At 38.1% G+C, this 26,205-nt stretch carries 23 protein-coding genes and 1 pseudogene; all 24 read right to left on the reverse strand.

The features are described from left to right. Positions 1 to 90: 90 nt before the first annotated feature. A complete protein-coding gene (locus BPOF4_RS19750) occupies positions 91 to 282 on the reverse strand; it encodes a hypothetical protein (RefSeq protein WP_012961023.1) in 192 nt (63 codons plus the stop codon). A 417-nt stretch (positions 283 to 699) separates the two neighbouring features. Beyond that, entirely contained in the window at positions 700 to 1,245 is a 546-nt protein-coding gene (locus tag BPOF4_RS19755; protein ID WP_012961024.1) for a hypothetical protein, read from the reverse strand. Positions 1,246 to 1,487: 242 nt separating this feature from the next. Then, positions 1,488 to 3,128 (reverse strand): mercury(II) reductase, encoded by a 1,641-nt coding sequence (gene merA, locus BPOF4_RS19760; protein ID WP_003322304.1) that lies wholly within the window; start codon positions 3,126 to 3,128, stop codon positions 1,488 to 1,490. A 32-nt stretch (positions 3,129 to 3,160) separates the two neighbouring features. Next, positions 3,161 to 3,313, reverse strand: a pseudogene (locus BPOF4_RS22920) (heavy-metal-associated domain-containing protein); the annotation flags it as partial. Positions 3,314 to 3,487: 174 nt separating this feature from the next. Beyond that, positions 3,488 to 3,790: a mercuric transporter MerT family protein gene (locus BPOF4_RS22070; RefSeq protein WP_250634608.1), complete on the reverse strand. Its 303-nt coding sequence runs from the start codon at positions 3,788 to 3,790 to the stop codon at positions 3,488 to 3,490. A gap of 3 nt (positions 3,791 to 3,793) precedes the next feature. Then, positions 3,794 to 4,015 carry a mercury resistance system transport protein MerF gene (gene merF / locus BPOF4_RS19765; RefSeq protein WP_003322309.1) on the reverse strand — a complete coding sequence of 74 codons (222 nt, stop codon included), beginning with the start codon at positions 4,013 to 4,015 and terminating at the stop codon, positions 3,794 to 3,796. 16 nt (positions 4,016 to 4,031) lie between these two features. Next, a complete protein-coding gene (gene merR, locus BPOF4_RS19770; protein ID WP_003322310.1) occupies positions 4,032 to 4,427 on the reverse strand; it encodes an Hg(II)-responsive transcriptional regulator in 396 nt (131 codons plus the stop codon). Positions 4,428 to 4,749: 322 nt separating this feature from the next. Beyond that, positions 4,750 to 5,235 carry a hypothetical protein gene (locus tag BPOF4_RS19775; RefSeq protein WP_012961027.1) on the reverse strand — a complete coding sequence of 162 codons (486 nt, stop codon included), beginning with the start codon at positions 5,233 to 5,235 and terminating at the stop codon, positions 4,750 to 4,752. Positions 5,236 to 5,246: 11 nt separating this feature from the next. Then, entirely contained in the window at positions 5,247 to 5,903 is a 657-nt protein-coding gene (locus tag BPOF4_RS19780) for a hypothetical protein (RefSeq protein WP_012961028.1), read from the reverse strand. A 59-nt stretch (positions 5,904 to 5,962) separates the two neighbouring features. Continuing rightward, the gene (locus tag BPOF4_RS21360; protein ID WP_012961029.1) at positions 5,963 to 8,134 is read right to left on the reverse strand and encodes a transglycosylase SLT domain-containing protein; all 2,172 of its coding nucleotides are present in this window, start codon (positions 8,132 to 8,134) and stop codon (positions 5,963 to 5,965) included. Positions 8,135 to 8,149: 15 nt separating this feature from the next. After that, entirely contained in the window at positions 8,150 to 10,213 is a 2,064-nt protein-coding gene (locus BPOF4_RS19790; RefSeq protein ID WP_012961030.1) for an O-antigen polymerase, read from the reverse strand. Between the two features lies 1 nt (position 10,214). Next, the gene (locus tag BPOF4_RS19795; RefSeq protein WP_012961031.1) at positions 10,215 to 13,010 is read right to left on the reverse strand and encodes an O-antigen polymerase; all 2,796 of its coding nucleotides are present in this window, start codon (positions 13,008 to 13,010) and stop codon (positions 10,215 to 10,217) included. Between the two features lie 10 nt (positions 13,011 to 13,020). Next, positions 13,021 to 15,024 (reverse strand): VirB4 family type IV secretion system protein, encoded by a 2,004-nt coding sequence (locus tag BPOF4_RS19800; RefSeq protein WP_012961032.1) that lies wholly within the window; start codon positions 15,022 to 15,024, stop codon positions 13,021 to 13,023. After that, complete coding sequence (locus BPOF4_RS19805) at positions 15,008 to 15,877, reverse strand: hypothetical protein (protein WP_012961033.1); 870 nt, start codon at positions 15,875 to 15,877, stop codon at positions 15,008 to 15,010. The genes BPOF4_RS19800 and BPOF4_RS19805 overlap by 17 nt, the downstream gene beginning before the upstream one ends. Positions 15,878 to 15,890: 13 nt before the next feature. Then, positions 15,891 to 16,193: a PrgI family protein gene (locus BPOF4_RS19810; protein WP_238446526.1), complete on the reverse strand. Its 303-nt coding sequence runs from the start codon at positions 16,191 to 16,193 to the stop codon at positions 15,891 to 15,893. A gap of 79 nt (positions 16,194 to 16,272) precedes the next feature. Beyond that, positions 16,273 to 16,629, reverse strand: a complete 357-nt coding sequence (locus tag BPOF4_RS19815) for a TrbC/VirB2 family protein (protein ID WP_012961035.1) — start codon at positions 16,627 to 16,629, stop codon at positions 16,273 to 16,275. A 178-nt stretch (positions 16,630 to 16,807) separates the two neighbouring features. Then, positions 16,808 to 17,167, reverse strand: a complete 360-nt coding sequence (locus BPOF4_RS19820) for a hypothetical protein (protein ID WP_148229610.1) — start codon at positions 17,165 to 17,167, stop codon at positions 16,808 to 16,810. Between the two features lie 412 nt (positions 17,168 to 17,579). Next, on the reverse strand, positions 17,580 to 18,338 hold the full coding sequence (locus BPOF4_RS19825; protein WP_012961037.1) for a hypothetical protein: 759 nt from the start codon (positions 18,336 to 18,338) through the stop codon (positions 17,580 to 17,582). Position 18,339: 1 nt separating this feature from the next. Then, the gene (locus BPOF4_RS19830) at positions 18,340 to 18,561 is read right to left on the reverse strand and encodes a hypothetical protein (RefSeq protein WP_012961038.1); all 222 of its coding nucleotides are present in this window, start codon (positions 18,559 to 18,561) and stop codon (positions 18,340 to 18,342) included. 279 nt (positions 18,562 to 18,840) lie between these two features. Further along, positions 18,841 to 19,749, reverse strand: coding sequence for a hypothetical protein (locus BPOF4_RS19835; RefSeq protein WP_012961039.1), 909 nt, complete (start codon positions 19,747 to 19,749; stop codon positions 18,841 to 18,843). Positions 19,750 to 19,766: 17 nt separating this feature from the next. Further along, positions 19,767 to 21,167: an SNF2-related protein gene (locus tag BPOF4_RS19840; protein ID WP_012961040.1), complete on the reverse strand. Its 1,401-nt coding sequence runs from the start codon at positions 21,165 to 21,167 to the stop codon at positions 19,767 to 19,769. 491 nt (positions 21,168 to 21,658) lie between these two features. After that, positions 21,659 to 23,593 carry a group II intron reverse transcriptase/maturase gene (gene ltrA, locus BPOF4_RS19845; protein WP_012961041.1) on the reverse strand — a complete coding sequence of 645 codons (1,935 nt, stop codon included), beginning with the start codon at positions 23,591 to 23,593 and terminating at the stop codon, positions 21,659 to 21,661. 735 nt (positions 23,594 to 24,328) lie between these two features. Beyond that, entirely contained in the window at positions 24,329 to 24,862 is a 534-nt protein-coding gene (locus tag BPOF4_RS19850; RefSeq protein WP_012961042.1) for a hypothetical protein, read from the reverse strand. A 53-nt stretch (positions 24,863 to 24,915) separates the two neighbouring features. Continuing rightward, positions 24,916 to 26,022: a hypothetical protein gene (locus BPOF4_RS19855; RefSeq protein WP_012961043.1), complete on the reverse strand. Its 1,107-nt coding sequence runs from the start codon at positions 26,020 to 26,022 to the stop codon at positions 24,916 to 24,918. Positions 26,023 to 26,205: the final 183 nt, after the last annotated feature.

A 26,205-nucleotide genomic window follows, 5' to 3' on the forward strand; every position in this document is an offset into this window, starting at 1 on the left:
TTGAGAATTAAGCTAATTTATACACTAGCTACCGTTCAGGTAGTCATTGTTTCTATCTTTTTATTTGGAGTAATCCCCTTAGCCTTAAAATTACTGTAACCTAACAGTCGGCAGCAAAGATAAAAAGGGCTTAATATCAACAGGATCTTCTTTCGTTCCGACTTTTACTGTAACCCCTAACCTTTTTTCTCCAGTGAATGGATTCGTTTCTGGTTGTGCATAAGCCAAGCCTACAATTTTGTATACTCCTGGCTTTTCAGATAAATAACGCTTTAACTCCATATTATTTCTCTCCTTCTCCCTTTTAGTTATAGTCAATTATTTTACTTAGCTACAAAAAAAGCCAATACCCAAGCAAGGGTATTGGCGGTGCTTCCGTCCGATAGTTAAATATTTATATTACTACTCAATAGTAACACAAAATGTACGTTTAAAATAAACAGATTTCTTTTTCAAGTAAACTTTGTATTCTAGCGAGGGTTCCTAGATCAGCATCTTTATTCAACTGCACTAGACTTCCGGGAGCATGACGTAGCAAGGGCTCCCCTTGTTTAGTTATTATTAACGCGTTCGTATAAAGAAGTTCAATATCTTCTAGTTGTTTATGAATGTGTTCTCCATCAAGTTTACTACTCAGACGGTCCGCACATGTTTATGATATTACTACGTAAATCATTTAGCTCCTGATCTATGAATGGATCACCAGTCCAGTCCATCTTTACCCTCCTCATGTACCCACATACTTTTTATGCTAGATACCCTCTTTTTATACATGTCCATGCCTTGCTCTAACTCTTCACCAGGTAACACAGTTAAAGGGACCCCATTCTTTTCTGCTTCAATACGAGCTAAATCTACACCTAGCTCTCTAATGGCTTCTCGTTGCCCTTGTCTTGTGTAAATTCTCGGAACCCCAGTAAATATATCACCTTGTAGATGTACATCACCATTGGCTGGTATAGCCCTCTCTGTCCCTCGATGTGTATAAACAAACAAAGGTACACCATTTTCGTCTTTAGGCAGCTTGCTTAAATCTTGCTGCCAATAGTCTGCTTGGGGATCATTATCATCAAAATAGTTATGTAAAGAAGGTAGAACATTGATATCCCTTACGAACCTTCCTTCATTGCTACATTTCTCTGCTGATTTTTTATCATCTAAAGTCTTATCAGTATGTAATAGAATACAATGTTTTCTAATGGCGTCAAAATTAAGGCACATAGAACAAGATGGTCTTAGTTTCATCTTGATTCTCCTCTCAGGTCAATCTCAAAATAATAATTACACTGAATTTAACATGGAAAAGTAAAATTGCAATGAAATGACAAAATTAATTATATTTCTTTGAACTCGAACCTTGAGGGAAAACAAATACATCATATTGGAAATTTTGCTTTGCTTTATCTTTGTACTGCGTAATAAAAAGAGTCACTTTCATTACCTTTTTATCCATACTAAAAAAGGCTCCCAATTGGGAACCTCTTTTATCATCCTGCACAACAAGATAATTTCGATACATCTTTATCAAAGGTAAGTGCAGCCAGCTTTAATCCTTCTGCCATTGTTAAATATGGTGCAAGGCTTTCTTTTAAATCCTCAACAGTTAAACCAAATTTAACGGCTAATGTCGCTGCATAAATCACATCACCTGCATTTTCAGATACGATATGAACCCCAAGGACTTTTAATGTTTTCGCGTCAGCAACTAGCTTGAAAACACCTGTTGTTTCACGATTTACAATCGCTCTTGGAACGGCATCTAAAGGTAATACAGTGGTTTTTACTTCATAGCCTTTTTCTTTTGCTTGTTCCTCTGTTAAACCAACCGTTGCAATCGATGGATTTGTAAATATCACACCAGGAACAACCGATAAATCTAATTTTTTATTTAATCCACCAATCGCATTATCCGCAACAAGTCCACCTTCATAGGCTGCTACATAGACAAATTGAGGTCCTAATGTTACATCTCCTGCTGCATAAACCTTTTCATTACTTGTTCTAGCATAATCATTTATCAGGATTTCTTTTCGTTTTCCGACTTCAACCCCTGCTGCACTTAAATTTAAAGAATCCGTATTTGGTTTTCTTCCTGTTGCAACAAGTAACTGCTCTGATTCCACAACTTTTTTCTTACCATCTATTGTTACATGAACCTTTTTTAGCTTTCCGACTTGTTCTACACGCTCAAGAGTTGCCCCTTTGACAAGGTTTATACCTTGTTCAATTAACGCTTTTTCTACTGCTTCTGAAATCTCTGGGTCATACTCTTTTAAAAGTCGCTCACTTCTTTGCATAAGTGTTACTTCTGAACCTAAATTATGAAACAGTTGCCCAAGCTCCATTCCGATATATCCTGAACCGATAACCGTTAATCGCTTTGGCACCTTTCTTAATTCAAGTAGTGTTGTACTTGTTAGATAATCCACTTCTTCAAGTCCTGAAAGCGACGGTAAAGAAGGAGAAGCCCCCGTTGCAATTAAGAAACGCTTTGCTGAAAGTTTCTTCCCGTTAACTTCAACTATATTTTCATTAACAAACTTTGCTTCACCTTCAATTAAATCAAAGCCATATTCATCAATTAAATCAACATATTTTTGATTCCTAAGCTCACTCACTAATTTATTTTTCTGCTTAATTAGAGGTGCTAATTCCACTTCTCCAGCTGAAGTTTGCAAACCCGTAAATGAGTTAACTTTTGCTAAATGATTGATTTCCCCAGCTCTAAGAAGTGTTTTTGATGGCACACAACCAATATTTACACATGTTCCCCCAACCGTTCCACGCTCAATCATGCCTACTTTTGCCCCGTATTCAATTGCTTTAATCGCAGCCGAAAAAGCAGCCCCACCAGAACCAATGATAAGTAAGTCATAATCTCCATCATCACCCAACACCACATTTTCTTGTGGTGAAACTTCTTCTATTTCTCCTAGTTGATATTTTGCTTCATCAATTGCCTTTTTTACAATTTCAACCCCAATATCATCGGATAATTCAAATACTGCTTCACCACGACGAAAGCTAGCTTCAATATTTCTAGCACCTATTTTTTCAAGTGCTACAGCTACATGCTCTTCACAACCCGTACAAGTCATTCCTTGAATATTTATCTTGAATTTATTCATGTAGTCATCCTCCTGTTTTATCTTAATTTTCCCTACTTTCTTATCTCATACCCTAAATCAGTAATTACTTTTTCAATTTCATCTAAACTAATCTTTGATGAATCAAATGTAAGTTGAGTTTCTCCTGAACCTTCAACCTCTACATTTTGAACATCCTCTAAATTGGAAACGGCGGACCTCACCGTAAATGCACAAGATACTCAAGTAAACCCATCTATTTTAAACGAAACAGATTCTAAATTTTCCGATGAGTCTGTACTTGTTTTAGAACTATCTTCAATTGTTTCTTGACCGCACCCAGAAAGGATGAAAACCGATCCAAATACAATGAACAGATATATTAAATATTTCATCATGCCTTATATCCCCTGACTAAATAATGTATAGATAAGCATTGCTCCAGAAACGATTGTGCTAATCCATAACAACTTTTTCGTTTTCTTCTTTGAACTATTTTTTTGTTTCCATACAAGTAAATGAGCGATAGAAAGCATAATAACCGTAATAACGATAAACAACATTCGATATGGAGCAAACGTAACTGCAAGTGTTCCAGCTAAACCACTTAGACCAAGTGGTATCAAAATCGCTAAGCCAATTCAACATAGACTAGCTAAAAAAGCTGAAAACATCGAAGCAATTGCAACAACTCTTTCTTTCATTTTTTACATCTCCTTATTTTTATTTGATTTTTCATATTTAGAATAAGCATAAAAAGTTAAACCAAGAAAAACGGCTAAAACAGGAATCAGAACATAATCCAAATAGCCTGTTATCGCCCCTAATCCAACAGCACCTAATAAAATAACTAATATAGGTGTAGCACAACATAACAAAACAACAAATGTACCTATCAATCCTGCAATAAAGGTCTTTTTATGTTTCATAAAAAAACTCCTTTTGTTACTGCTCAATCAATGTTTCAATTATTGGGCAGGCATGTAATTGTTTTTCATCTGGACATCGCCTTTTTAAATCTTTTAACATCGTTTCAATTCGCTTTAAATCCTCTATTTGTTTTTGAACTTCCTCTTCTTTTTTAGATACAAATTCAAACATATCTTCACAGCGAACTTCTTTATCTACAACCCCAAGTAATGTAAAAATTTCACTTAAAGAAAAACCAAGCTCTTGCATTCTTTTAATAAAACCTACCCGCTTCACATCTTCATCTGAATATATCCGATAACCAGCATTTGTTTTTAATGGTTCTTGTAATAAATTCTTTTTTTCATAATATCTAATGGTCTCTTTATTTACTCCACACTTTTTTGCAAATGCACTTATACGATAACTCATTTTTTCACCTCTAGGAATATAATAAACCGCGTACCATAGTACACGGTCAAGGATAACTTCATTATGTATGTTTTCTCGTTCAATATTCAACTGATAGTTGTACTCTAAATAAAAAGAGATCTGTTTCTATTTATGAGGACAGAGTTAAAAGATACTTTAAAAATATTTTTGTTTTTTAAAGTTATTGCATACTAGGCACGTTTAAGCATCCACTATTTCCGCTACTTCTTTGCTAATGACATTCTTTCTAAAACAATTATTTATTGCGCAGTATTAAGTCCACTACGTATATATTGAATAAAAAAAGCCCCTATTACGGGGCTTACAAGAATAGTTGATACAGAAAGGGACCTGCTTGAAACAATAGCCATAGGGCAGGTGCAAATATTGTCATCCCCATACCTACTCTCTTTCTAACTGGATCTTTTGCTGCCATGATCCAAAGGAAGATACCTACATAAAATAGAATGAAAATTAATGGTTCAGACACATCTGCAATGTATCCAAATATTTTCAACCCTAACGGTTCTGCTTTTTCCGTTAAGCTATATATAGTAGCAGAATGGTCTATATTTGAGGTATTCTTTTTGGACGTCATATTCGTAATGATTAAGGGTAAATAAGCTGTTAGCAACAATCCTACAAAGCCGAAAACAGTAAATAGATATCCTTTTCTTTTATGATAGATGTTTTTCATCGCCCATAAAAAGAATAGAAAGCCTACAAATATTAAACAAAAGAATACACTTATAAATACATATTGAATTAATCGTATCGCTTGACCGCCTACAACGTGTACTGGTTCCATAAGGCAGCTCCTTATCCTAATTTTTTCTCAATGAATGAAATGATCTCCCAAGGGTTTGTTAAGACGACATAATAACTTGAATGACCCAAGCCATGGTTTTCACCGGTATCTTTATACTCCCCAACAAGTATCCCATAACGAATCGGCTCGTGACCTTCATAAGTAATTTCTGTCACTAGTCGTAACTGACTGCGCTTAAGAACTCTTCTTGCCCGAATAACCTCCACAGCCTCTATCGTTCCATCTCTTGATAAGCGATTCATGATGTCGTAGGTTACAGCTAACTTATCTGGATCTCGCACTTGAAATAGAGCCTCTATAAAGACATCGGGGTCTAAACCCTCTACAAATAGGTCAGAATGGGTGGCATTTGCTGTGGAAAATAAGTACTCAATAGCAGATTCAGGAGAAGTATAGTAGGGTAAATATTCATTAATCTCCGCCTGTATCGAAGTGGCTTCTAAGGGAGAAAGGGTGTTATCACCCTCCTCAACGTCTGAATATATATCACCCAAAGAATATACAGCGTTCGCAAAATTAGAAACACTCTCTGACGAGTTGTTAAGTTCACTATATGTCTGTTCTACATTTGGTGTAAGGTAATGATAGAGAAGACTAAAGGTTCCAAATAAAACCAGAGCCCCTCCCGTCAACCATAAGCGGCGCATACCATCCCCCTCCTTCATCTTAGATTCAAAAGACTAATAAATCATGGTATTTGTGAGTTTTATCGGATACAAGCTTTATAATTAAATCCGAGCGATGCTGGATTTCTCTTGTAATTACCCCACTCACCACCAACATGAGTTTCAAAGTGGAGGTGTTTGTCATAATCATTATTACCTCCAGAACTACCTGAACCTCCCATGATCGCAAGCATTGTACCCGCTTTGACAGTTTGACCAGAGCGTACTTGAATACTACCTGGTTGTAAATGCCCATAAACGGTATAAAACGATTGACCATTGACCACATTACCATGTCGTATGGTGACTTGGTACCCGAGGCTCCCCCGGTGGTGTGCTCGATCTACAACGCCGTCCATTACTGCATAAATAGGTGTAGGGATTTGTCCAGTACCGAGATCCATTCCCCCATGAAGCCTCCCCCATCTCATGCCAAACGGAGAAGCTAATCGTAGGTTAGGATGAATCATTGGACATGCCATTGAGCCAGCTAATACAACTTCCCCTTCCACAGCTTCACACATATCGCCAGATAACTTTTCTATAGCATTCTTTACCTTAGGGACATAGTTTCTCGTTTCTGTAAAAGGTATATTTGGCCAAGTTCCTTCTCTAACCCAACGATTAACCGCTGTCTCTCCAGCATTATAAGCAGCAATTGCCTTATCAAGGTCCCCTCCATATCTATTGAGGTTATCTCTTAAATATTGAGTACCACCCATAATATTTTCCCTAGGATCCCAAGGGTCTTGTACCCCATAGTAATTGATAATTAATGGCATCAGCTGCATTAAACCTCGGGCACCTTTATCACTACCTGCAGTTGGGTCCCAGGTACTTTCCACTTCAATGATGGCAGCGATTAATGAGGCATCTACCCCAAATGCTTCAGACGCTTCATTAATATACTCACTAAATTCCCCGGTACAATATCCTCCTCCAAAGAAAAACATATCGAATCCTCCACCTACCTCTACAAGACAGCGTTCAATACTTCCCTTTTCTTCATAACATTTGGTGAGCGCATTAAAGTTTACTTCTACATCAGGAAAATCAGGATCAGCTGTTTTCATGATTTCAAAGGCAATTCGTAAATCACGCGGATGAAAAAGTTCAGTGCGATCTCCCTCTTCGGCCGTAATTAATAAGTGTCTCAATATATATAGTGGATCTTCCCTTACAAGGTCTTCTGGATCAGTAGAAGTGTCAATAACCCAAATATCATACTCTTTATATGTGATATCGCAGTACTGAACACTTGTTTCATCTTCTCCTTCGCCGCTAGTAACGGTATAACAACTTCGACTTGTTTCTCTTTTCGCTGTAGTTGTTTTTACCATAGGTATATCAACGCTTTTATATAAGGCACGAACGTTACTTACATACTGTCTTGGAGGCATGGTACTCTCTGTTACCGTTTCAGTCCCTGTTTCTTGACTATATGTATACGTCCTTTCAATTTCATCACTGGCTGTAGCATGCATAAACGTTAGTTGTAACCCTTTACCACCTAAATGGTGAAAATAATATTCTAGGGCCTCATCTCTGGCGTAATTATCAAGAAGAATTTTATTTCTTTCCGATATATTTCCCTCTTTATCTACTAACTTGTTTGGAACAAACTCTTCTCTTTCCCCGTCGGCATTTATAGCCGATACCTTTTGTTTATGCCATTCAGGTTTCTTTTCATTGGAAAGTTTATTATATAGAAGAGCTAGCGTGATAGCGTGACTTGGTATTAAAGCTTCTTCCAAGCGATACATCCAATCAGTATCATTTAAATCATTAAATTCTAATCCCTCATAATTCCATGTTCCTGTATAAGCAAATGCCCCTCTAAGCGGGGCTACCATGTGTCGATGATTCGTTTTAATACCCTCTACCATAGCGGTATCGTAATACTCTTCAGCTGCATTCCTTTCACCGCCTTTTAGAAAGAAATCCGCAAAGGGGATCGATGCGATGAGTAATAATACGACGACAGCTATGATAATAAATAAACACCCTAAACAACCAAAAAAGAGCACGATAGGTTTGGCTAATAGAGCACCGGCTTTTACTAAGGCACCAGCAACTAATTTAATGAGTTTGGCTCCACTGGCAACACTTTGAGCAGCTCTTCCAAGATTAACGCCTTTCCCAACTCCTTTGCCCGCGGTTCCCAGTGCTCCTTTTGCTATATCATTAGAAGATCCCTTATTTTCTTGACTCACTTACATTCACGCCCTTTACGTAACACCATTGTGCCTTCTCCCCTCAACCTTTTGATACCATGCTCCTATTTGGTCGGCAGCCTTATCAGAACCATGCTCACTCGGAGTATTAGTTATGCCATGTGCAAAGTATGAATCAGGGTTAATATCTTTACCGTCTACTCTAGGATCATTAAATCGATTACCGTTTGCATCTCTAATGATAGGATTAGAAACCCTTTGCAAATCGGGCGTAGAGCCTGCAAACCCACCAGCCGGTGCAGTGTACAAACCATTCTCATTCTTTCTAAGTGCTGACTCCCCGCCTAATCTATAATCCATTGAACGTACTTCCCCATTGCGTAAGTGAGTATCTGCTTCCCCCATTGGACTTACCTGTCTACCGAGTTCTCCAGACTCATTAAGCAAAAAGAAAGCACTACCTTCATTGGTTTGTCTCCACTGCAACGTTTGATTCGGATGTAAGCGAGCTAAATCTTTTGGCATCATCCCGCCATATCCTCCCTGACTTAGTGGAGCTTCTAGTAATCTACGATTAGACACTCCGCTTGCTGCCTCTCCTACTTTTCTTCCTGTACCACCTGCACCTACAATCGATCCAACTGACTCACCTAAATTGCCACTTATCCGTCGTCTTTCTTGTAAATTAGAAATGGCCCCTTTTATACCTTTGCCATTTGATCCGTTATAGTTTAAGGCTTCCTTTATGGTCTTCACTGTGGAAGAAGCGCCAACCGATGCATTTCTACCTACTTGAACCAAAGCTGGCGTGACTTTAGAACCGATGGCAGCTCCAGCAGCAACACCCACGGGTCCAAGCGGACTGCCAATCATTGCTCCTGTTCCAGCGCCAACCTTTGCAGAAGCATGTTTCACACCTTGCCAAGCCTTCGATTTCTCTCCCTGAGCAATTGACGAAATACGGGTCTTTTGTGCAGTTTGAGTTAACTTTGAGCCTCTCATTGCACTCCCTAATCCTTTAACATGACTACCTGTACTTTTAAGGAGTTTAGCGGACCGATACAATGCGCCTATTCCCATCGCATTTGCAGCTTGTCCTGATAGATTACTAGAATCACCCATACGAAACATTTGAGTGAAAACGCCTGTAATTGGGATGAACAAAGCGAGTAAAACTAATTTAACGAATAAATTGTGCGTCCCATATAAATCGTTAAACATTAGAATAAAGAAGAATAATAATCCGTGGATACTTTGCAAAAAGATTAGACCGGTTAGGTCTCTGGCCCACGTTGTGAAAAATGCTCTAGTTGTTGGGTAGAGTAATGAAATACAAGCAAGTGGAGCTAGCATAAAGATCAGAACAATTAAGATCTTCCTAAAAAAATATACAAGGTTTAGATAAGTGGCTAACGTCCACTCCGCCAACCCTGCAATAACTAAAAAGAAGGAATCAAATGCATTGGTATTTAAAACAGAAAAGCTATGTAAATCAATCCCTGCCCCTTCCATATACGTTCGTAAAGAGAGTAAAAATGCATGATTTAGGTATAGGAGGAAATGAAGGATTGGAAAGATTGCAACCATTAGAAAGGCTGAAAAGAATAACATTTTTATATCTTCCCAAAAATCATTGCGGCCTTGGGGAGAAAAAGATTGAACCTGCATCCGCAAGCCAATTATTAGAAAAGCAATTAAAACAAATATAAAGTACGATGTACCAAATATAGTGGTTATAGAAGTGATCATTGTATTCATCTCGAATTCAGTGAATATCCCATAATATAGAGCTGGAACTTCATCATCTTCTTCATCTGCCCAACCACAATAGGGATTTCCGTAAAATAGATTTGCGAGAGAATTCAGGTTAAAAAGAGAAAAACCGGTATCAATAACATCTACAAAGTTACGCTCAAAGAAATCAGCGTCCGTATCTCGATAGATTTGGAGTTTTTCTCGTATTTCATCATCAATAACGTGACTAGGATCCCCACATTTTATGATAGGAGGGCTTATGCCCAGAGGATCATTTTCAAGGGCATAGGCTACGTCTCCAAAAAAGAAGGTAAGGAGGAATACCATACCTATAAAAATTTGTTTGGTTTTTCCTCCACTCATGTTAAAGCACCCCTCTTTTTCTACTCGTTTTAGATTCACTTACTGCTGAAGACCAACCTGCTGCTGATACTTTCTCAGTTGATTTCAAGTTTTTCTTCCCAACAACGTCTGCTACTCTATCGCTTGTACCTCTCATATCTGCACCACTTACCACATGTGAAAAATAAGCATCTGGATTTACTTTGCTCCCATCCATTCTTGTATCTTGAAACTTATTGCCATTAGCATCCAAAACATAAGCATTAGATGTTCTTAGTAAATTTTCAGTTGAGCCAGAAAGTCCGGCCAATCCTGCCCCTGCTTCTTTTGGAGGTGAGGTGCTATCAGGTACTGATGGCTTAGAAGCGTTTACGATATTTGCTCTTTGTATGTTAGTAGCGACAACTTGGTTAACATTAGCTTGGTTTCCCATCGTGACAGATTGTTCCACCTTAGCAGCAGCTGGTGTTTGATAAGCTACTTGCGCTTCTTTCACTCTTGGTGTGCTACTTTGACCTAGTGTTACAGACTGACCACTCGGTTGAGTTTGAACACTTGATGTTGATGTGTGGTTCGCCATTCCTGGCTTTATTCTTTGATCTGTGGATGAACCACCCAACATCACCCTCTCACCTATAGTTTCATTCTTCCCACTAATTACTGGACCCGTGGAGCTTGGGATCGGATTATAGGTTCCACTCGTTTCACTTGTCACACCTATAGAAGGAGAACCAGAATATCTCTGTGGTATACTACCGCTGTTTATAGGAACTTGTTTATTGACCATTCCTTTGATTCCAGTGGATACAGTAGGAAGAGCACCGGTAGTATTAGGTGTGATAGGACTTTGAGTGATAGATGAAGAATGCGATGACATAGGATTTTGAGTAATAGGTGTAGACATAGGTTTTTGGTATCTAAAACTACCATTCTCTTGTTGCTGTAAAGGTGAGCCATTGTTAAATTTATAATCCATCGCTCGGACCTCTCCTGGTCGAAGAGAAGTATCTGCAGCCCCCATTGGGCTTAACTGTCTCTCAACCTGTCCAGCTTTATCCATTAAAAAGAAGGCACTACCTTCATGGGTTTGTCGCCATTGAACATGTTGACCTGAATGTTGTTTTGCTAAGTTTTCAAGGGTAGGTGCAACAACCTTCCCTTCCGCATTCCTAATACCAAACCCACCTGATTCCGCTCCCGTTTGCATAAGCGTACCTCTCGAGATACCGCTCAACCCTTGGCCAGCCTTTCGACCAACGGAAGCAGCGCCAGCTCCTAATGTGCTACCTACAGATTCACCCATATTACCAAAGAAAGAACGTCTGGCCGCTGCATCTTGCATAAGACCCTTTATCCCTTTTCCACCAACGCCTTGATATGATAGTGCGTCTCCGAGAGTCTTTCCAACATTACGAACAGAGGAAGTTACATTACGCCCTGCTTGCATAGCACCAGGTATAGCTTTAGAACCAACCATAGCTCCGACACCAGCACCTAACGGACCTAATGGAGCACCCGCAAGAGCTCCCATTACTCCTCCGGCACCAGCACCATATTGTTTTACCTTTTGCCAAGAAGCACTATTCACGCCTGATGACATTGAGGTAATCGAAGTAGTAGAGCTATCTAAGCCACCACCTGGACCTGTTGGACCTCCACCGTCACCTGGATCTCCACCCAAATTCGTAGTACCACCCAGATTGTTTTGTGTAAGGGCTCCGCCTTTCACTACAGACCCTGCTTGTCTCATAACCATCATGGCACCCGCAACACTTCCAAGTCCCATCATCGTCATTGTTTGTCCCAAACGTGTAGAACTATCACCAATTTGTAATAAACGCGTTAATAATCCAGTAATAGGGATAAACATAAGTAGGATAGCTACTTTGAAAAAAGTACCTGCTCCTTGAACATTAAACCCGACCATACCGAAGACGATGATTGCATGTATGGCTGGTAGAAAGATCGCACCGCATAATTCCTTTAACCATAATCCAAAGAACCCACGCGTTTTCGCATATAACAGTGATACAGCTGCCAAAGCACCCAAAGGTAATAGTATCGTTAGGATCACTAACCTTGTAATATAAATGATGTTAAGATACGCACTTAACCCCCACTCGACTAGCAATGTGACAATAAAACCAATGCTATTTTTAGCTGACACCGTATCTTTTATAGAATAGTCAATGCCAGAGATTGAAGAGATGCTCCGCACGTCCACATCGAAAATATTCTTAGCTTGGTTAGCTACAGACTGTGCGAATCCAGTATTTAGCCCGAAAAGTATATTAGTAAATGGCACTAAAATAACCATAAACAGTGCAGCTGCAAACCACATCTTCACATCTTCCCAGAAGTCGACTCTTGATTGTGGAGAATAAGCATTCATCCCAAGTTTTAACGCACTGATTAACATCGCTATTAGGATGAAAAGATAGAATGTACCTGAGAAAATCCCTATAATTGGATTGATAATTTTATCTCGATGTTCTACCGAAAAAACTCCATCCTCTGCCATTACTGCATCCTTATCTAACCAAGTACAATACGGGTTGTTACCACCTTCAAGTGAACCAAACACAAGAGTAGGTATACTGTTAATAGGCCAGTAACTCATTAAATCATTGGCAAACCCGATCCATTGCCTATTAACGATATTTTCCTCATCATAGATTTCACCAACTACTTCCAATGTTGCAGCATCAATTACTTGCCCGTTACAATTTAAGTTGGTTTCAGACTCGGCTAAAACCGAGCTGGGGAAGATTGCAAGAAGCAAAAGCAAGACAATGAAGAACGAAGTATATCTCTTCACAATTCAACACCTACCCTTGAATATGTTCTTCGGCTGTCTTATTTTGGTTAGTATTTAGATATGGCCACTCCCCCGGAGTTGGTTCACTGATTAATTGAACAACCTCTTTCCCTGCCTTTAAAATTACCTCTCCCTGATCAGCTGTACGAATAAGATCCCCAACTTCTCCGGAGAATTTAAACGTTTCTAATATACACGCAATATCTTGATCAGACTGTTTTAGGAAGGCTACACTACCCAGTTGGGCAATAATATCCTGCGCCTCTTGAGTCCTGTGGAACATTTCATAGCGTTGAGATACAAGGGTAAGAGACACATTCCATTTACGTCCTCGTGCAGATAACAATTTAAAAAAGTCAATCCATGTTTTATAACGTAACGTCATCCAAGCTTCATCCTGCACAATTCTCTTCTTAGATTTTGGATCATTCTTCACAAATCGATTCCAAATCCAAGTCATTAATACATGCTGCGCTAATGGTCGCTCCGCACCACTTTCTGATAGCTTTGAGATATCAAACACAATGATAGGAGAAGTATCTAAATTAACACTGGCATTACCAGCCAAAGTAGTTTGCCCATCAAATAAACCAAAAGCCTTGCCTTGTGTGAAAAGTTTCACGACGTTTATTAAATCGACAAGTTGATCTTCACCACTTTGAGCAAGATGTAGCAATTCATTGTATACATCTGAAATCGTTGGCATAGGAACATAGCGGCGTTCCCACTGTATATTTCCTACATCATCTATTTTCTGTACCTGTTCATATAACGAATCTGGATCATCAGTAATTTGATACTTTACTCTATACAAATTCTCTAAAATGTCATTTAACATACCTAGTTCAACAGGTGTAAGCTTTGCTTCGTACCCTGCGGTTGTCTCTTTCATGACTTTAAAGAACTCAATAACCTCTTTTATCTTTTCTGTTAAATTAACTCGTTCAACGATATATTCATCAGCAGTTCCTGGGTTTTTGACTTCCTTTTCAGCGTAAAGGTCTAAAGGATTGATACGACTTGATTGCTGAGAGTCATCGGACCGAATGACAATCACAGTACCGCCCAAAGCTTGAGCCATAGACACGTACTCAGGTTCAACATCGAGGATAACGGTTCTATTAATCCCATCCATAAACCCTCTTCCTATTACTTGTTTAAGGAAGGTCGATTTACCCGAGCCACTTTCCCCGAACACTCCAAGATTATAGTTATTTAATTTTGCATCAAACTGGTTGTAATAGACGTATTCATTACCTGAAACCCCAATTGGGATGCCACCTGTATGATTTAATTTAGAAGAGGAGTGAGGAAAGATTGCTGTTAATGCTTGCTGATCAAGATTACGATCCGATTTGGCTAGATAATTTCTTCCCAATGGCAGGGTTGAAAGCCATCCTTCTTTTTGACGGCCATGAGCAGAAATTAACTCGATAGATTCCGCCGAAACTTCCCTCTCAACCTCCACACACTTAGAATTTAGCTCTTCATATGAGTTAGCAAAGATCGATGCCTGCACACTAACGTAATACAAACCATTTTGATTGTTACGGATCTGTCCTTGTAAAAATCTCGTATCTTGAACCTTTTGCATGGTTTCCTCTACTCTTGAATGGTTATCATTTTTAGCTGCTGAATCTAAAACAGCTTCTAACCGGTCAATCTCTGTCTTCAGCTTTCTAACAGCTACAGAGCGATTGAAAGGTTCAACGTGAATAGAACAATCCATATCATCGGACGTAAACAACCCCTCCAACCATCCGATACGTACCGTCCTAGGATAACCTGATGGCTTGATAAAAAAGCTACGACCGTACTTTAATACTCCTAAAGCGGTTTGCATTTGAAAATGGTCGTTATGAAAGGTAATGCCATCATTTAATGCATTTTCTACAAGAGACGGAAAAGATAGAGGGCGTTCGTTTACTTGACGTAAAGAAGGTTCCTCCAAAAAATCTTCATCCTGTTCTAATTCCTCTTCTTCTTTCTTTTTTTTCTTAAGAATTTTCAACAAGGTCTCTAACCTCCTCAATATCTTGAACTAGATCCTCAAAACCAGGCAAGGTCGTAGGGTCCGCGGTAATGTATTGATTAATTTTCTCCATCCCCTCACCTACTACAGTATCTATTGGCATATGCAGCATACGGTCGCGGTTTAAAGCTCGCTTTAACACTTCCATTGCTTCTAGTGAACCTAACACCTCTGACTTCACCCTTGCTCTTGATAACATCTTCATAACGATGTAAGACTGTTGATACAGGGTTTCTACAATCTTTTTTTCTTTTTGTTCAGGAGTTAATTTAGCCATTTTCGAGGGTTCATAGATATATGAAACGACATAATATGTACGTCGAATGATTCGGAATTTCTGTTCAGAAGTCATTTTGATATGACTTATAACAGACTCGTTATATGCTTTTGTCTGTTGATTCAAATCTTTTAAATTCTCTTTAAACCGTTCTTCTTCTTTGCGAAGGTCCTGTCTTACTGCTTGACCTAATATTTGTAAAGGAAAATCAATGACCCTAAACAGTGATTGGTATCCTAAGATAATCGTTCCTCTCTCTGCAGGGTTTAATAAATCAAAGTTAACACTATCTGTTGCAATAATTAGACTATATTCATTCCTTGCCTTCTCAAAAACTCCGTAGCGGATATCTTTTAATCCTATTAACTCTTTTAGAGATGCTTTATTTTTTGCTACTTTCTTTTCATCAATTTCGTCTGACGCCTTCTCTGCAAGGAATTGCTTTCGTTTCCAACCTAGAATGGGCTCATTGTTATCAAGTCTTTTCTTGATAAAAAATAAGCTAATTAAGGCTAGTCCGAACAAAATCATAAAGAAATTCACGAGAATAGATAACATATGTCCTCCCCCATTACCAGTAATAAAACACTTTTTGTGAACGTTTGAATTTATACTGAGTAACAAGGAAGTCGCTAAATGATTGTTCATATTTATCTAAATGCACAAATGCCAGTAAGCAAGCTGAGATCATTGTTATAAGTGGAAAAAGTATTTTCATAGTAATAACAATCCCTGTTGGCAAAAAAGGTAACGGGATAAATACAACAAAGCCAAAGCTCACTAGAAATGCAGGAACTAAGATCATAAATTGCCGTTTACTTAGGATCGCCAAGACTTCCTTTTCTTCAGCTGTAATGTCTATCGGTACAACCACTTCGTTCAAGCCTCTTCCTCCTCACCTGATACAAATGAAATGAGAGCTAAAAGGAGAACCCTTTAGCTCTATAATTTTTTTACTGAATCAAATTTGCAATAGCTGGAGCAAGACTATAAGCTGAGAAAAATAAGATTGCTCCTGCTACACATGAAATAAGACTAATCCATACAGTACGCATCTTAGCAGCAGAGATTGATCCAAAAATAATAACAAGTCCAATAACAAGGACCGCTAATGTAAAAGCGATTCCACCAATTCCCCCTACCCATCTCACAATCTCATAAAGTGCTCCTGCAAAAGGATCAGATTTAATATCTGATTGATTGTAAATATCAGTTTTGATATTCGAAACCCCATTATTTGCAAGGACCCCCGTTGGAGCCAAAAGTGAGGCAGCACCAATCGTTATAAATGCAACTAGTTTTTTAAACATACCTTTCACCTCCCCTCTAAACGAAAAAAAGCACCGCAAAAAAGACATACATGTCTCTTTTGCGGTGCTTCCGCTTAAGTATTTTCATTCATTTTTAAATTATGTAGTAGTATCCTACCACTTCAATTATAAACCCACCTAGAAACTTGTCAACACATGCTGACAAATAAAATACTAATTATGGTAAGTGAATTTCATTTTGGAATCGCACATTACAAATAAAGGTCTTGCCATCAGGAGAAGCAATATAATTAACAAAGATATAGCCGTAATCAAAGCGATCTGATCTTCTAACGATTTGTGATACTAACTGAAAGAGATAGCTATGACGTTCTTTCAGCAACCCATTTGATGACGCAGAGGCTTCTTCTTCAAAGACATTTACTGGCTCAGTTAACATAGTGATCCTTTTCAAAGATCCCTGCCTAACAAAAAGACCAATAGTCCCTGATCTTTCCTTGGTTAAAAAAGTAGTAAGCTCTCTCTCTAATCTAAGCTCTGTTTTAATTTGACTTGCAAGCAAAGCATTACTCATCATACATCCTCCTAAAAATTAAACTTAAACAAATCTTTCTAGTAAATAAACGTTGTATTAATAGTTAATAGGTTTGTACACAAGAGATTAAATCACGTCCGTTTTCCTTTTTCTCCTCCTGCACATATCTATTTAAATGGTCTGAATACCAGACAAAAATTTTCATTCCTCCCATACTTTTATACTGAAACTTTTAGGGTATTATTAACCACTAGGCTAATTACATGGAAAAACAAGTTAATATTTACTCGTAAAATTATATAATACTAGGTTAATAGTACCCTATAATTTAACGAAATTCCAAGAAGTCTCAAATTTTATCTAAAAATAGTACATTATTACTATATTAGACATATTTTTAACAACCTCTTTTCAACACACTTCGTCATCGTAGTGCATTGAAAAGAGGTTGTGCTTAACACACTTCCTCTTTATAAAGACCAGATATTGGTCGGCTCCCATCCATTACCTCCTCTGCAGCCAAATAGCTAGTCACATAAAAGGTATTTTCAGAGATAAATTGTCCTCTAACTAAATAGTCTAAAGCCTCACCTAATGGAATATTTCCTACTAACCTTATCTTTTCTTCTCGAAAGGAAAAGCTGCTTCCATCTACTTTACCAAACAGTACATGAACTGTTTGATTCCCGTTAGCTTGGCTTGGAGTGGCTGTAATGGCCGCTAAGATGTCTTCGCCATAGGTTTCTGTAATTATTTGTTGATCCCTCATATCTAAAATGGGAGGGGATTTAAAAAATGGGTCCGTTTGGACTTCTGAATGGTCTGGTTCTGTTGTCATTTCCGGTTTAGATTCAGCTTCTAATTGGGATAATAGATCGTTTAAATTTTTAGATGTATTTTCATCGGGGACTGAGGTCTCGAAAGATGGTTGAATATCAAAGTCGCTGTCTTGCGGGAGGTAACTTTCCTCAAAGGTGCCATTTAAATCATTAAGATTAGTTGCTCCTTCAAAAGGTTCTTCTTGGTCTAATAGGTATGCTACATTGTCATATTCTTCTGGCGATGCCTCTTCTACATTACTTGTTTCAATTTGCCTTTCACCGGCTTCATACCACGCTTTGCGGCCATCTTGTTTGATTGCAATTACTCCAAAGAGTGTACCTACTAAAATGGGTACCAGCAAGAGTGATAAGAGCAAAAATAGAAATATCATACTATCTCCCTCCAAAAAACACCCAAATAAGTATGTACATTACGATCAAACCACCAATTAAAAATAGAGCTCCGGTAAATTCAAAAATCATTTTTGCCATAAAGAGCCTTTCCTTATCCCTTTCTTCTTTTGTTGTTTCCTCAGCACCGCGATTAGCATTTCTTTTCTGCATAAGCGTCGGCTCGTACTTTTCAAAGTCTAACGATTTTCTTTCTATTCTCATGTTCATACATCCCTTCAGTATGTTTTTATATATAAAAAAACCTCTCAATAGGAATCTCCCTAATGACAGGTTTTGAATAAAAGATTATATAGCTAAATAAGCATTTTTGATCCTACTAGGTCGCAAGAAATCACAGGTTGTGCGCTGTGTAAAAAACTTAAAGGTCAGCTTGTTCCGCTTGGATCAAGTAAGATAAATAATAAAGTAATGTATATAGATATTTTATCATACATTATTTACAATGGCTAGAATTATAAAGATATAATTCCAGCCACAATCTCAAAAAAGCCCTAATTGACCTTGGACTATATTATGTCGTTTGCTTGGTTTTAATACTACCTCTTGATTAGACTTCCCGCTTGATAGATTTGTCTCTTCATCCTTGCATGGTAATTTAGTATTCGCTTCCTCTTGATTCCCATCTATTAGGATAAACTGGTTGGCGTGTTCCTTTTGTTCATCTTCTAGAATGATAAATTTTTCTTCATAAGACTCGTCAATGAAAGTTTCTTCAGTTTCAAACTCAACCTCTAAATCAAAGGACTCCTCGTGGAAGAAATCCTTTTCCTGGGTATCTAGATCAACCTCGAATTCATCGTCAGTGGAATCTTCCTCCACTTTCTCTGGTAGCGGTAAATGTAATTCTCGCAATAGATTTTGGATAGATTCAACTCCTACGTCTGTAGTTGGGTCTAATTGGGCCGTATTAATAGCTACTATACCACCTTCTCCGACCGATGCAGCTCGATAGACCATTCCCGCATCCTCATAATCATGAGCATGCTGAATCATTCTCTCTACTATGCTGTTTTGTTCGTTCTCTAGACGCTCTTTTTCCTCTTCTAAATCATCTGGTAACCATTTTATAAATTGACGGAAAGCCCCTAACATACTTGGAGCTGAAAATGGTTTCCACTTCCCCCACTGATTCCAATTTGAAAGCCACCAGCCTTTCTCATTTTTAAAAGTGGTTTCTTGGCAAGTATATTTCTTTGCTGCAGCATACTTTTTGATCCAAGCTGGCATATCTCCCTTGAAATACAAACGTACAAATTCATCATTGTCAATTGGGTGGTATTGCGCTCTTGTCACTTCCTTGTGCAAGGTGTGCTTTAGTGGTGAACCATCATCCTTTGGTTCGTACCACTCCGCCACTATTCGATTTCCTTTAATTAATGTAGGTTTCATCTGATCAACTCCATTGTTTAGGCTATTCCAATATCTTCTCTACTAGTTCCACGAGTTAGCATGTCAGTAGCAAAGGCTTCGTAATCAAAGGTAGTAGGATGACCAGCGGCCCCTTCTCCTTCAAACTGTTTAGCTATTTTTTCAAAATCGATTTCTTCTTTATCCACTGCAATATCCACACCGCTATCTTTAGATAGGATCACTCCATGGATATTAACCTCAATGGTATCTAACGTAATAAGCCAATATACATCCACAACATCCGTTTGCCCTAGTCTAACTGCTCTGGAAAAACATTGTTGTAGCTTCTTTCCGTTAAAATCCATATCAAAAATAAAGACACCTTTGGCTTCTGTTAAAGTATAGCTTTCTGCTCCAGTCCTCACTGTAAATACAATGATAGAAAGTGGGTCAGTCGGATCTTGGAATCGTTCCATATATTGAAACCGTTCTTCCTTCTTAACTCCCCCATGGATACAAACTGCTTCTTTATCAGGATATTTGCTTGATAAAAATTCTGCTAAGACAACAGCTGTCTTTTTATGTGCAGTAAAGATTAATACCTTTTGATCTTTATTCATATACTGATCCGTTTTGTTTTTTAAATAGGAGACTTTTGCTGGCAATTCCGTAGATGTAAACTCATCAAATGACCACGGACAACTAGCTACCTTCCTCAAAACATCCATCCATGAACAAATTTTAATTGTTTGGATACGATATTTGTCTCCTCTTTTTTCAGCTTCCTCTTTTTTCAACAATTCTAATTGATACCAGTCTTGAAATTGTTGAAGCTTTGACTCATACAGAGCTTTTTCATCCTGAGACATCGCTAGATGATGGCGGTGATGAATAGGTTCAGGAACATTAATTGAATTCTTTACCGCTGCATCTTGTTTTTTTCGTCTTATAAGAATGGTATCTAGCATCTCCCAAAGTTCTTCTTGGCGAGAGACTTTTGATTGGATTCTATTGGTATCAAGTACAGTCACATGACCTCCACCACCATATACAACACGAAAATGATCTTCTCCAACCTTTCCATGACTCTGATAAGGGTATCGTGTAAGTGGATCTTCAAAGACAGAATCAAAACCGTAAAGCCAACCAATTAACCAATACAAATCAGAAGCACCATTTTCAGCAGGCGTACCAGAAAGAGCCACTTTGTATGGAGCCTTAATTTTACGTACTGACTTTGAGCGCTTACTATTACCATTCTTTATTAAATGTCCTTCATCTATGGCAGCTGCATCATATCCTCGATGATAATAGTGGGATAAGCTTTTTTTCTTAGATTCCACTATTGTAAAACCACAAGAGCAGTGATGAGCACCCATTTTCCATTTTTCGTAACATGTAGGGCAATGTTCTGGTAACTGATCCTTGCTATACCTAGCAAGCGTTCCTTCTTCCATTATTGGGTCTGCTTTCTTACATATCTTGCATACCTGCCGCTGCGCATTCCACCACACTCTACTCTTACACGTTGGACACTTCTCATGGACCCTTGATCGAAATGTCATCTTCTCACTTGCCCATTTCTCATAGGAAACAAGATGAATTCGTTTGGAGGAATGCATATCTCTAGGATTTTCAAGAACAATATAATCATTTTGCAACCCTAAATTTTTACATTCTCTTTCCCAATCATTCATGTTGCGTGACATGGTAACAATCAAGATTCGTTTAATAGTTGGGATAGATGTTAAACCAACTAAAGTCGTTCTAGTTTATGTCGATAGGTAACCCTTTGATGTTATCTCCAGGTTTTCCCCCGACCCACACCGTGCATGCAAGTTTCCCTGCACACGGCGTTCCATCGTGATTAAGAGAAGGATTTGCCCTCTCGTATACTCAGTTCCCCTCGAAAAAAAAAAATTACAAGTTTCCCTTGAGCTACCTATTTTTAGTTTTGGTTTTTAATATAGCCTTGCTTTTCAATAAGTAAGTTTCTATACTTTAGAATTTTCTCAGCATATTTTTGGGTATTGAAAATAAGATGTGGATCTCTTTTAGAATGAATTAACTCGTGACATCTCGTACATACCGACGCTAGATTTTTGACTTTGTTAACCTTGTCTAGATCAAGTGTAGGATCAATATGGTGTCTGTGGTAGGCACCAACCAAGAAAATTTCACAGCATTTGCATTTTCCTTTGTCTCTTAGATAAGCGTATTCTGAGTTCATGATGTACTCAAAATTATATTTATGGTTACCCATTTCCGCTTGCTTCGTTGCATACCAAGTTCTCGATCTTAAGTGTTCTAGATACTGTTCAGAAACACCCTGCCTCTTTAGAGGTAGTTTTTTCTGCTTGATTTTCTCGTATCTAGCCCTTCCTTCTTTGGTATAAGGAGTCAAGGAGTCTGCAGCTCTGATAGCACCATCCTTAGTAGATGTGAAGTAAAATTTGGTAATCCCAACCTTCACATTATCTACCTCAACATAGTAAAGCTGATCTTTTCTTCCTTTGTGTCTTGCTATCCTATTATTTAAGTCTCCCGCCTTAACTGTGAGGTCTGTCCATCTGCCCTTATTGCCATTTCTTCTTTTGAATGTCCTGTATTGTTGATAGGAAATTCGATTGTCCCAAGATTTAAAGAACGTTGATGAATTAGCAATAGAGTAGTAATTGGTTAAACCTACAATTTTGGCATTAATAGTTTCAATATGTTCAGCGATGTTTCTTACATTTTTGAGTCTCATCTTATTTATTGCTCTAATTTCCCTATTGATTTCTCTTACCTTTTTGTTAGACTTCTTCCGATCTGGTATCATCTTGGCAACCATCTTATTACCTTTTCCTTTTTTTCTGGGTTCAACGAAGAATTCGAACCCTAAGAAGCTTGCTTTTTCCTCAACAAGATTAGTTATCTTTGTTTTCTCTTCAGAGAGTTCAAGAGATAACTGATGTTTGAGGTACTTTCTTATTTTTATAAGTAAAGTATCTGCTTGCTTCTTAGAGCTACAAAGAACGACCCAATCATCGGCATACCTTATAGAATAGACTGGCTTATGATCTCTTCTAATTGCTCTGAGACCCTTATCCCGTCTTTCATAGTTATTGATATAGTGATGTTGATCAAACTCTTCAGCAATCATCCAGTCGAAGAAATTGAGGTATATATTGGCTAAGAGGGGAGAGATAATTCCTCCCTGTGGAGAACCGAGATCGGAAGGATAAATCTCTCCATCTTCCTCCACAATGCCTGATTTAAGCATCTTTTTGATGATGGATAAGACTCTTTTATCCTTGATACCTATTTTCCATAGCATAGTGATTAATTTGTTGTGATTGATGTTATCAAAGTATCCTTTAATGTCCCCTTCAATTACCCAATATGTTTTACTCTTTCTAGCCTTTTCTAGTATTTCTGCCATTGCATGTTCCGCACTTCTCATCGGTCTAAAGCCGTATGAGAATTTATAAAACTTTGCTTCAGCAATAGGCTCAATAACTAGACGAGTAATTTCTTGGATAATGCGGTCGATCATAGTAGGGATACCTAATGGTCTTAATTTATCACTATTTTCTTTAGGTATATATTTCCTTCGGACTGGCTCAGGGTTGTAATCCTCTATGCAAGTCTGAACTTGAGAAACAAGGTCTTCATAAGGTAAGTGAAGATAGTAATCAATAGTTTTGTTGTCAATACCAACAGTTTTGCTACCCTTATTTGATTTGATGTTGTGTAAGGCAGTCATAATTGTTTGCTGATTTTTCATCAATTCTATTAAGTTATAGAATGGCTCATTGTTGTTTTTCGCTAGATCGTACATTTCATCTAGTGTATTTTGCAAGTCAATTTCGCTTTTGATATTACATGTCTTAACCTTCACTCTATCAGCTCCCTTCTATTAGATGGGTTGAGTGAATTAACTGTTTTACTCCCACAAAGGTTCGTTTTCACGTAATATACAACCAAAAATAGTTAATCACGACTGGGAGCCTTCGCTACATTGTTTTTTTCTCTCCTCACCATTTCCACAGCGTTTCATCTGCTTTATAGGTGAATCACTGAGACAATGATTATTGCTACTATGCTCCCGCTGACTTCTTTCACGCTTCTATGAACCTAACTTCTCCACGTGAAAGATCTCAAACGTTCCATTTATCCTAGCCCTTCATTTGTATTCCTTAGAAGCCCTCTATACACCGGGAACCTTAATCCAATGAGAACTGACCTTCAACTATCGGATTGAGTAATATGGGTTAGGCAAAACCATATTACTCAGAAAACGAATTAGGAAATTTCATTTTCTTAGGTACCGTCTCCCCGCTATGATGGTTTGGGAGGAGATCATGGGTTACGATGCGTACATATCGAGGATTCGTCTTCGCTCTTCATAGAATACTTTTAAGGCCCCCCGCCTTATTACAGATCAATCCACTATGATCTACATTGTGACGACTTCACCTGGCTCTCATATCCTTCCGACATTAGGGACAGAAGCACACGCAGGAGTATTAGGGGTAGAATTGATAAGGTCTTTAATTCTACAGTAGGGATTTCATCTACTTAATCAGATAAATAGTTAGGAAAATATAACGCTATTTTCCCCAGCTTTTCCCGATTAATCGGTTATAGCTGAACGTTTCGCACTGCCCATACCCATGTCATAACCTAACAACAATCGATGATTGGCATACATTAGAGCAGCATCTTCTAGTTGATAACGAAACATTTCTGTTCCATCAGGCAACTTGCCTGAATACTTGTCTTCTACCTGTTTTAAAGCTTGGAAATATCGATCTGTTTGTCTCACTTCATCTATGGTCTGATTATGGTAAAAATACTTTTGTTTCTTTGACTTTAATATTGGAGCAACCCTTTCAGTTGATTCCTGACAGACATCTAGTCCAAATTCATGTAATGCATCGTAAGCTTTTAATAATTGAAGAGGCTCGTGATATCGTGTAACTAAATGATGCCAAGAAAGAAGATCTACTTCCCTTTTCTTCTTTTTCATTTGACCTCTTTCAGTGACCTCAATTTCAAATGACTCTTTTTTCGAACGTGTATTGGCTAAACATTCGTCTACTTGAAGTGCTTCATCTAACGAATTTGCCGAAAACAATAATCCTTTAGTATCGTATGTTAAATTCATTTGAAAAGGCCCTACGAATAATACGTAGAGCCTTCACCTCCCTTATTTAAGTTTTACTCTTTTACAAGACTAATCATCACTTCTAGTGATTCGTCTTCTTCAGATGTAACAGTCATTGGTGCCAAATTAGTACGTTGAGTAAAGATTAGTTCCTCCGAGCGATATAAGATTGCTGCTTTTTCAACATTACGGGCATTAATGCAAAAATCATTTACATTATCACCCTCACCAAAAGCACCAATTTGTTGCTTTAAGGAGCCATCTACTGTAAGCCCAAAAACTTTCGACCCCTCTTTTTGCAATTTAAGTATAGGTTCTTTACCGTTTAATTTACTTACGCTACGAGCTAATGAAAGCAATTCTAAACGATCAAAAGTCCATATTGCACCTGCATCTGTCGTTGAAACAAAAGCAGGATCGAGGTTAGGATATTGACCGATAAGTAAGCGAACGACACTCACGGTATTAGAGCTAGATACTATCAGTAGTGACTTATCTTCATTTAACCCTAACTTCACTATCCCTTTTGAATCTATTACTTCAGTTAAAGCAAGCAAAGCTCGGATAGGAATAGAAGTAGTAGTTTTTTCAAACCAATCCACATCTTTTGGCATAACCCTAATAGCTGTTTGACCATCCGTCGCTTTAACCATTATCTCTTTTTTATCTTTAAAGATATTAATACCCATAGTAACTGGTGATTTTTTAGCCGGTGCAGAGCCACTTACCGCACAAAACGGGAACAATGCAGCGATTAAACCCTGGAAATGACTAGCACCCCATTCAACCCAAGATGTCACTTCCGGCACACTAAATGATGCCTCCGTTTCAGTGATTAGTTGCATTTTCACATGGGAGGAACGGCCCCAGCAAAATTGAAGAATTCCTTTATCAGGTATCACTCCTACTGTCTGTTCCTTCGGTAAAATGCTTGCTTTTAGGCTGGCTTCTCGTAATGTAGTAGAAATTGTTGCCTCCTTAGTTACTTCAGCATGCAACTCTCGTTTTATACAAACTTCCTCACTATTAAAGAACAATGTAACTTTGTTTTCTTTATTAGATGTAATAATTAGCTTAGGATCAGATAACCCTAGACGACTAGCCGATGTTTGTAATTCCTTAACTGTTTCTTGTAGTTTTACTCCTTCAATTTTGAACATGTAAATCTCTCCTTTAGGTTTTTTATATAAAAAACAACAAAGAGCTGGTCTTTGTTGGGGTTACTGACAATTAAGCCAATAAAAAAAGCCCCAGCAGGAGTTTTGCGCATAGATATGCAGACAAAAATCACCCACTGAGGCGTTTATACTTGTAGTAAAGGTTTAACCGCATGGTCAAACAAT

Origin of the sequence: Alkalihalophilus pseudofirmus OF4, from assembly GCF_000005825.2 — a bacterium.
GTDB classification, from domain to species: domain Bacteria; phylum Bacillota; class Bacilli; order Bacillales; family Bacillaceae_D; genus Alkalihalophilus; species Alkalihalophilus pseudofirmus.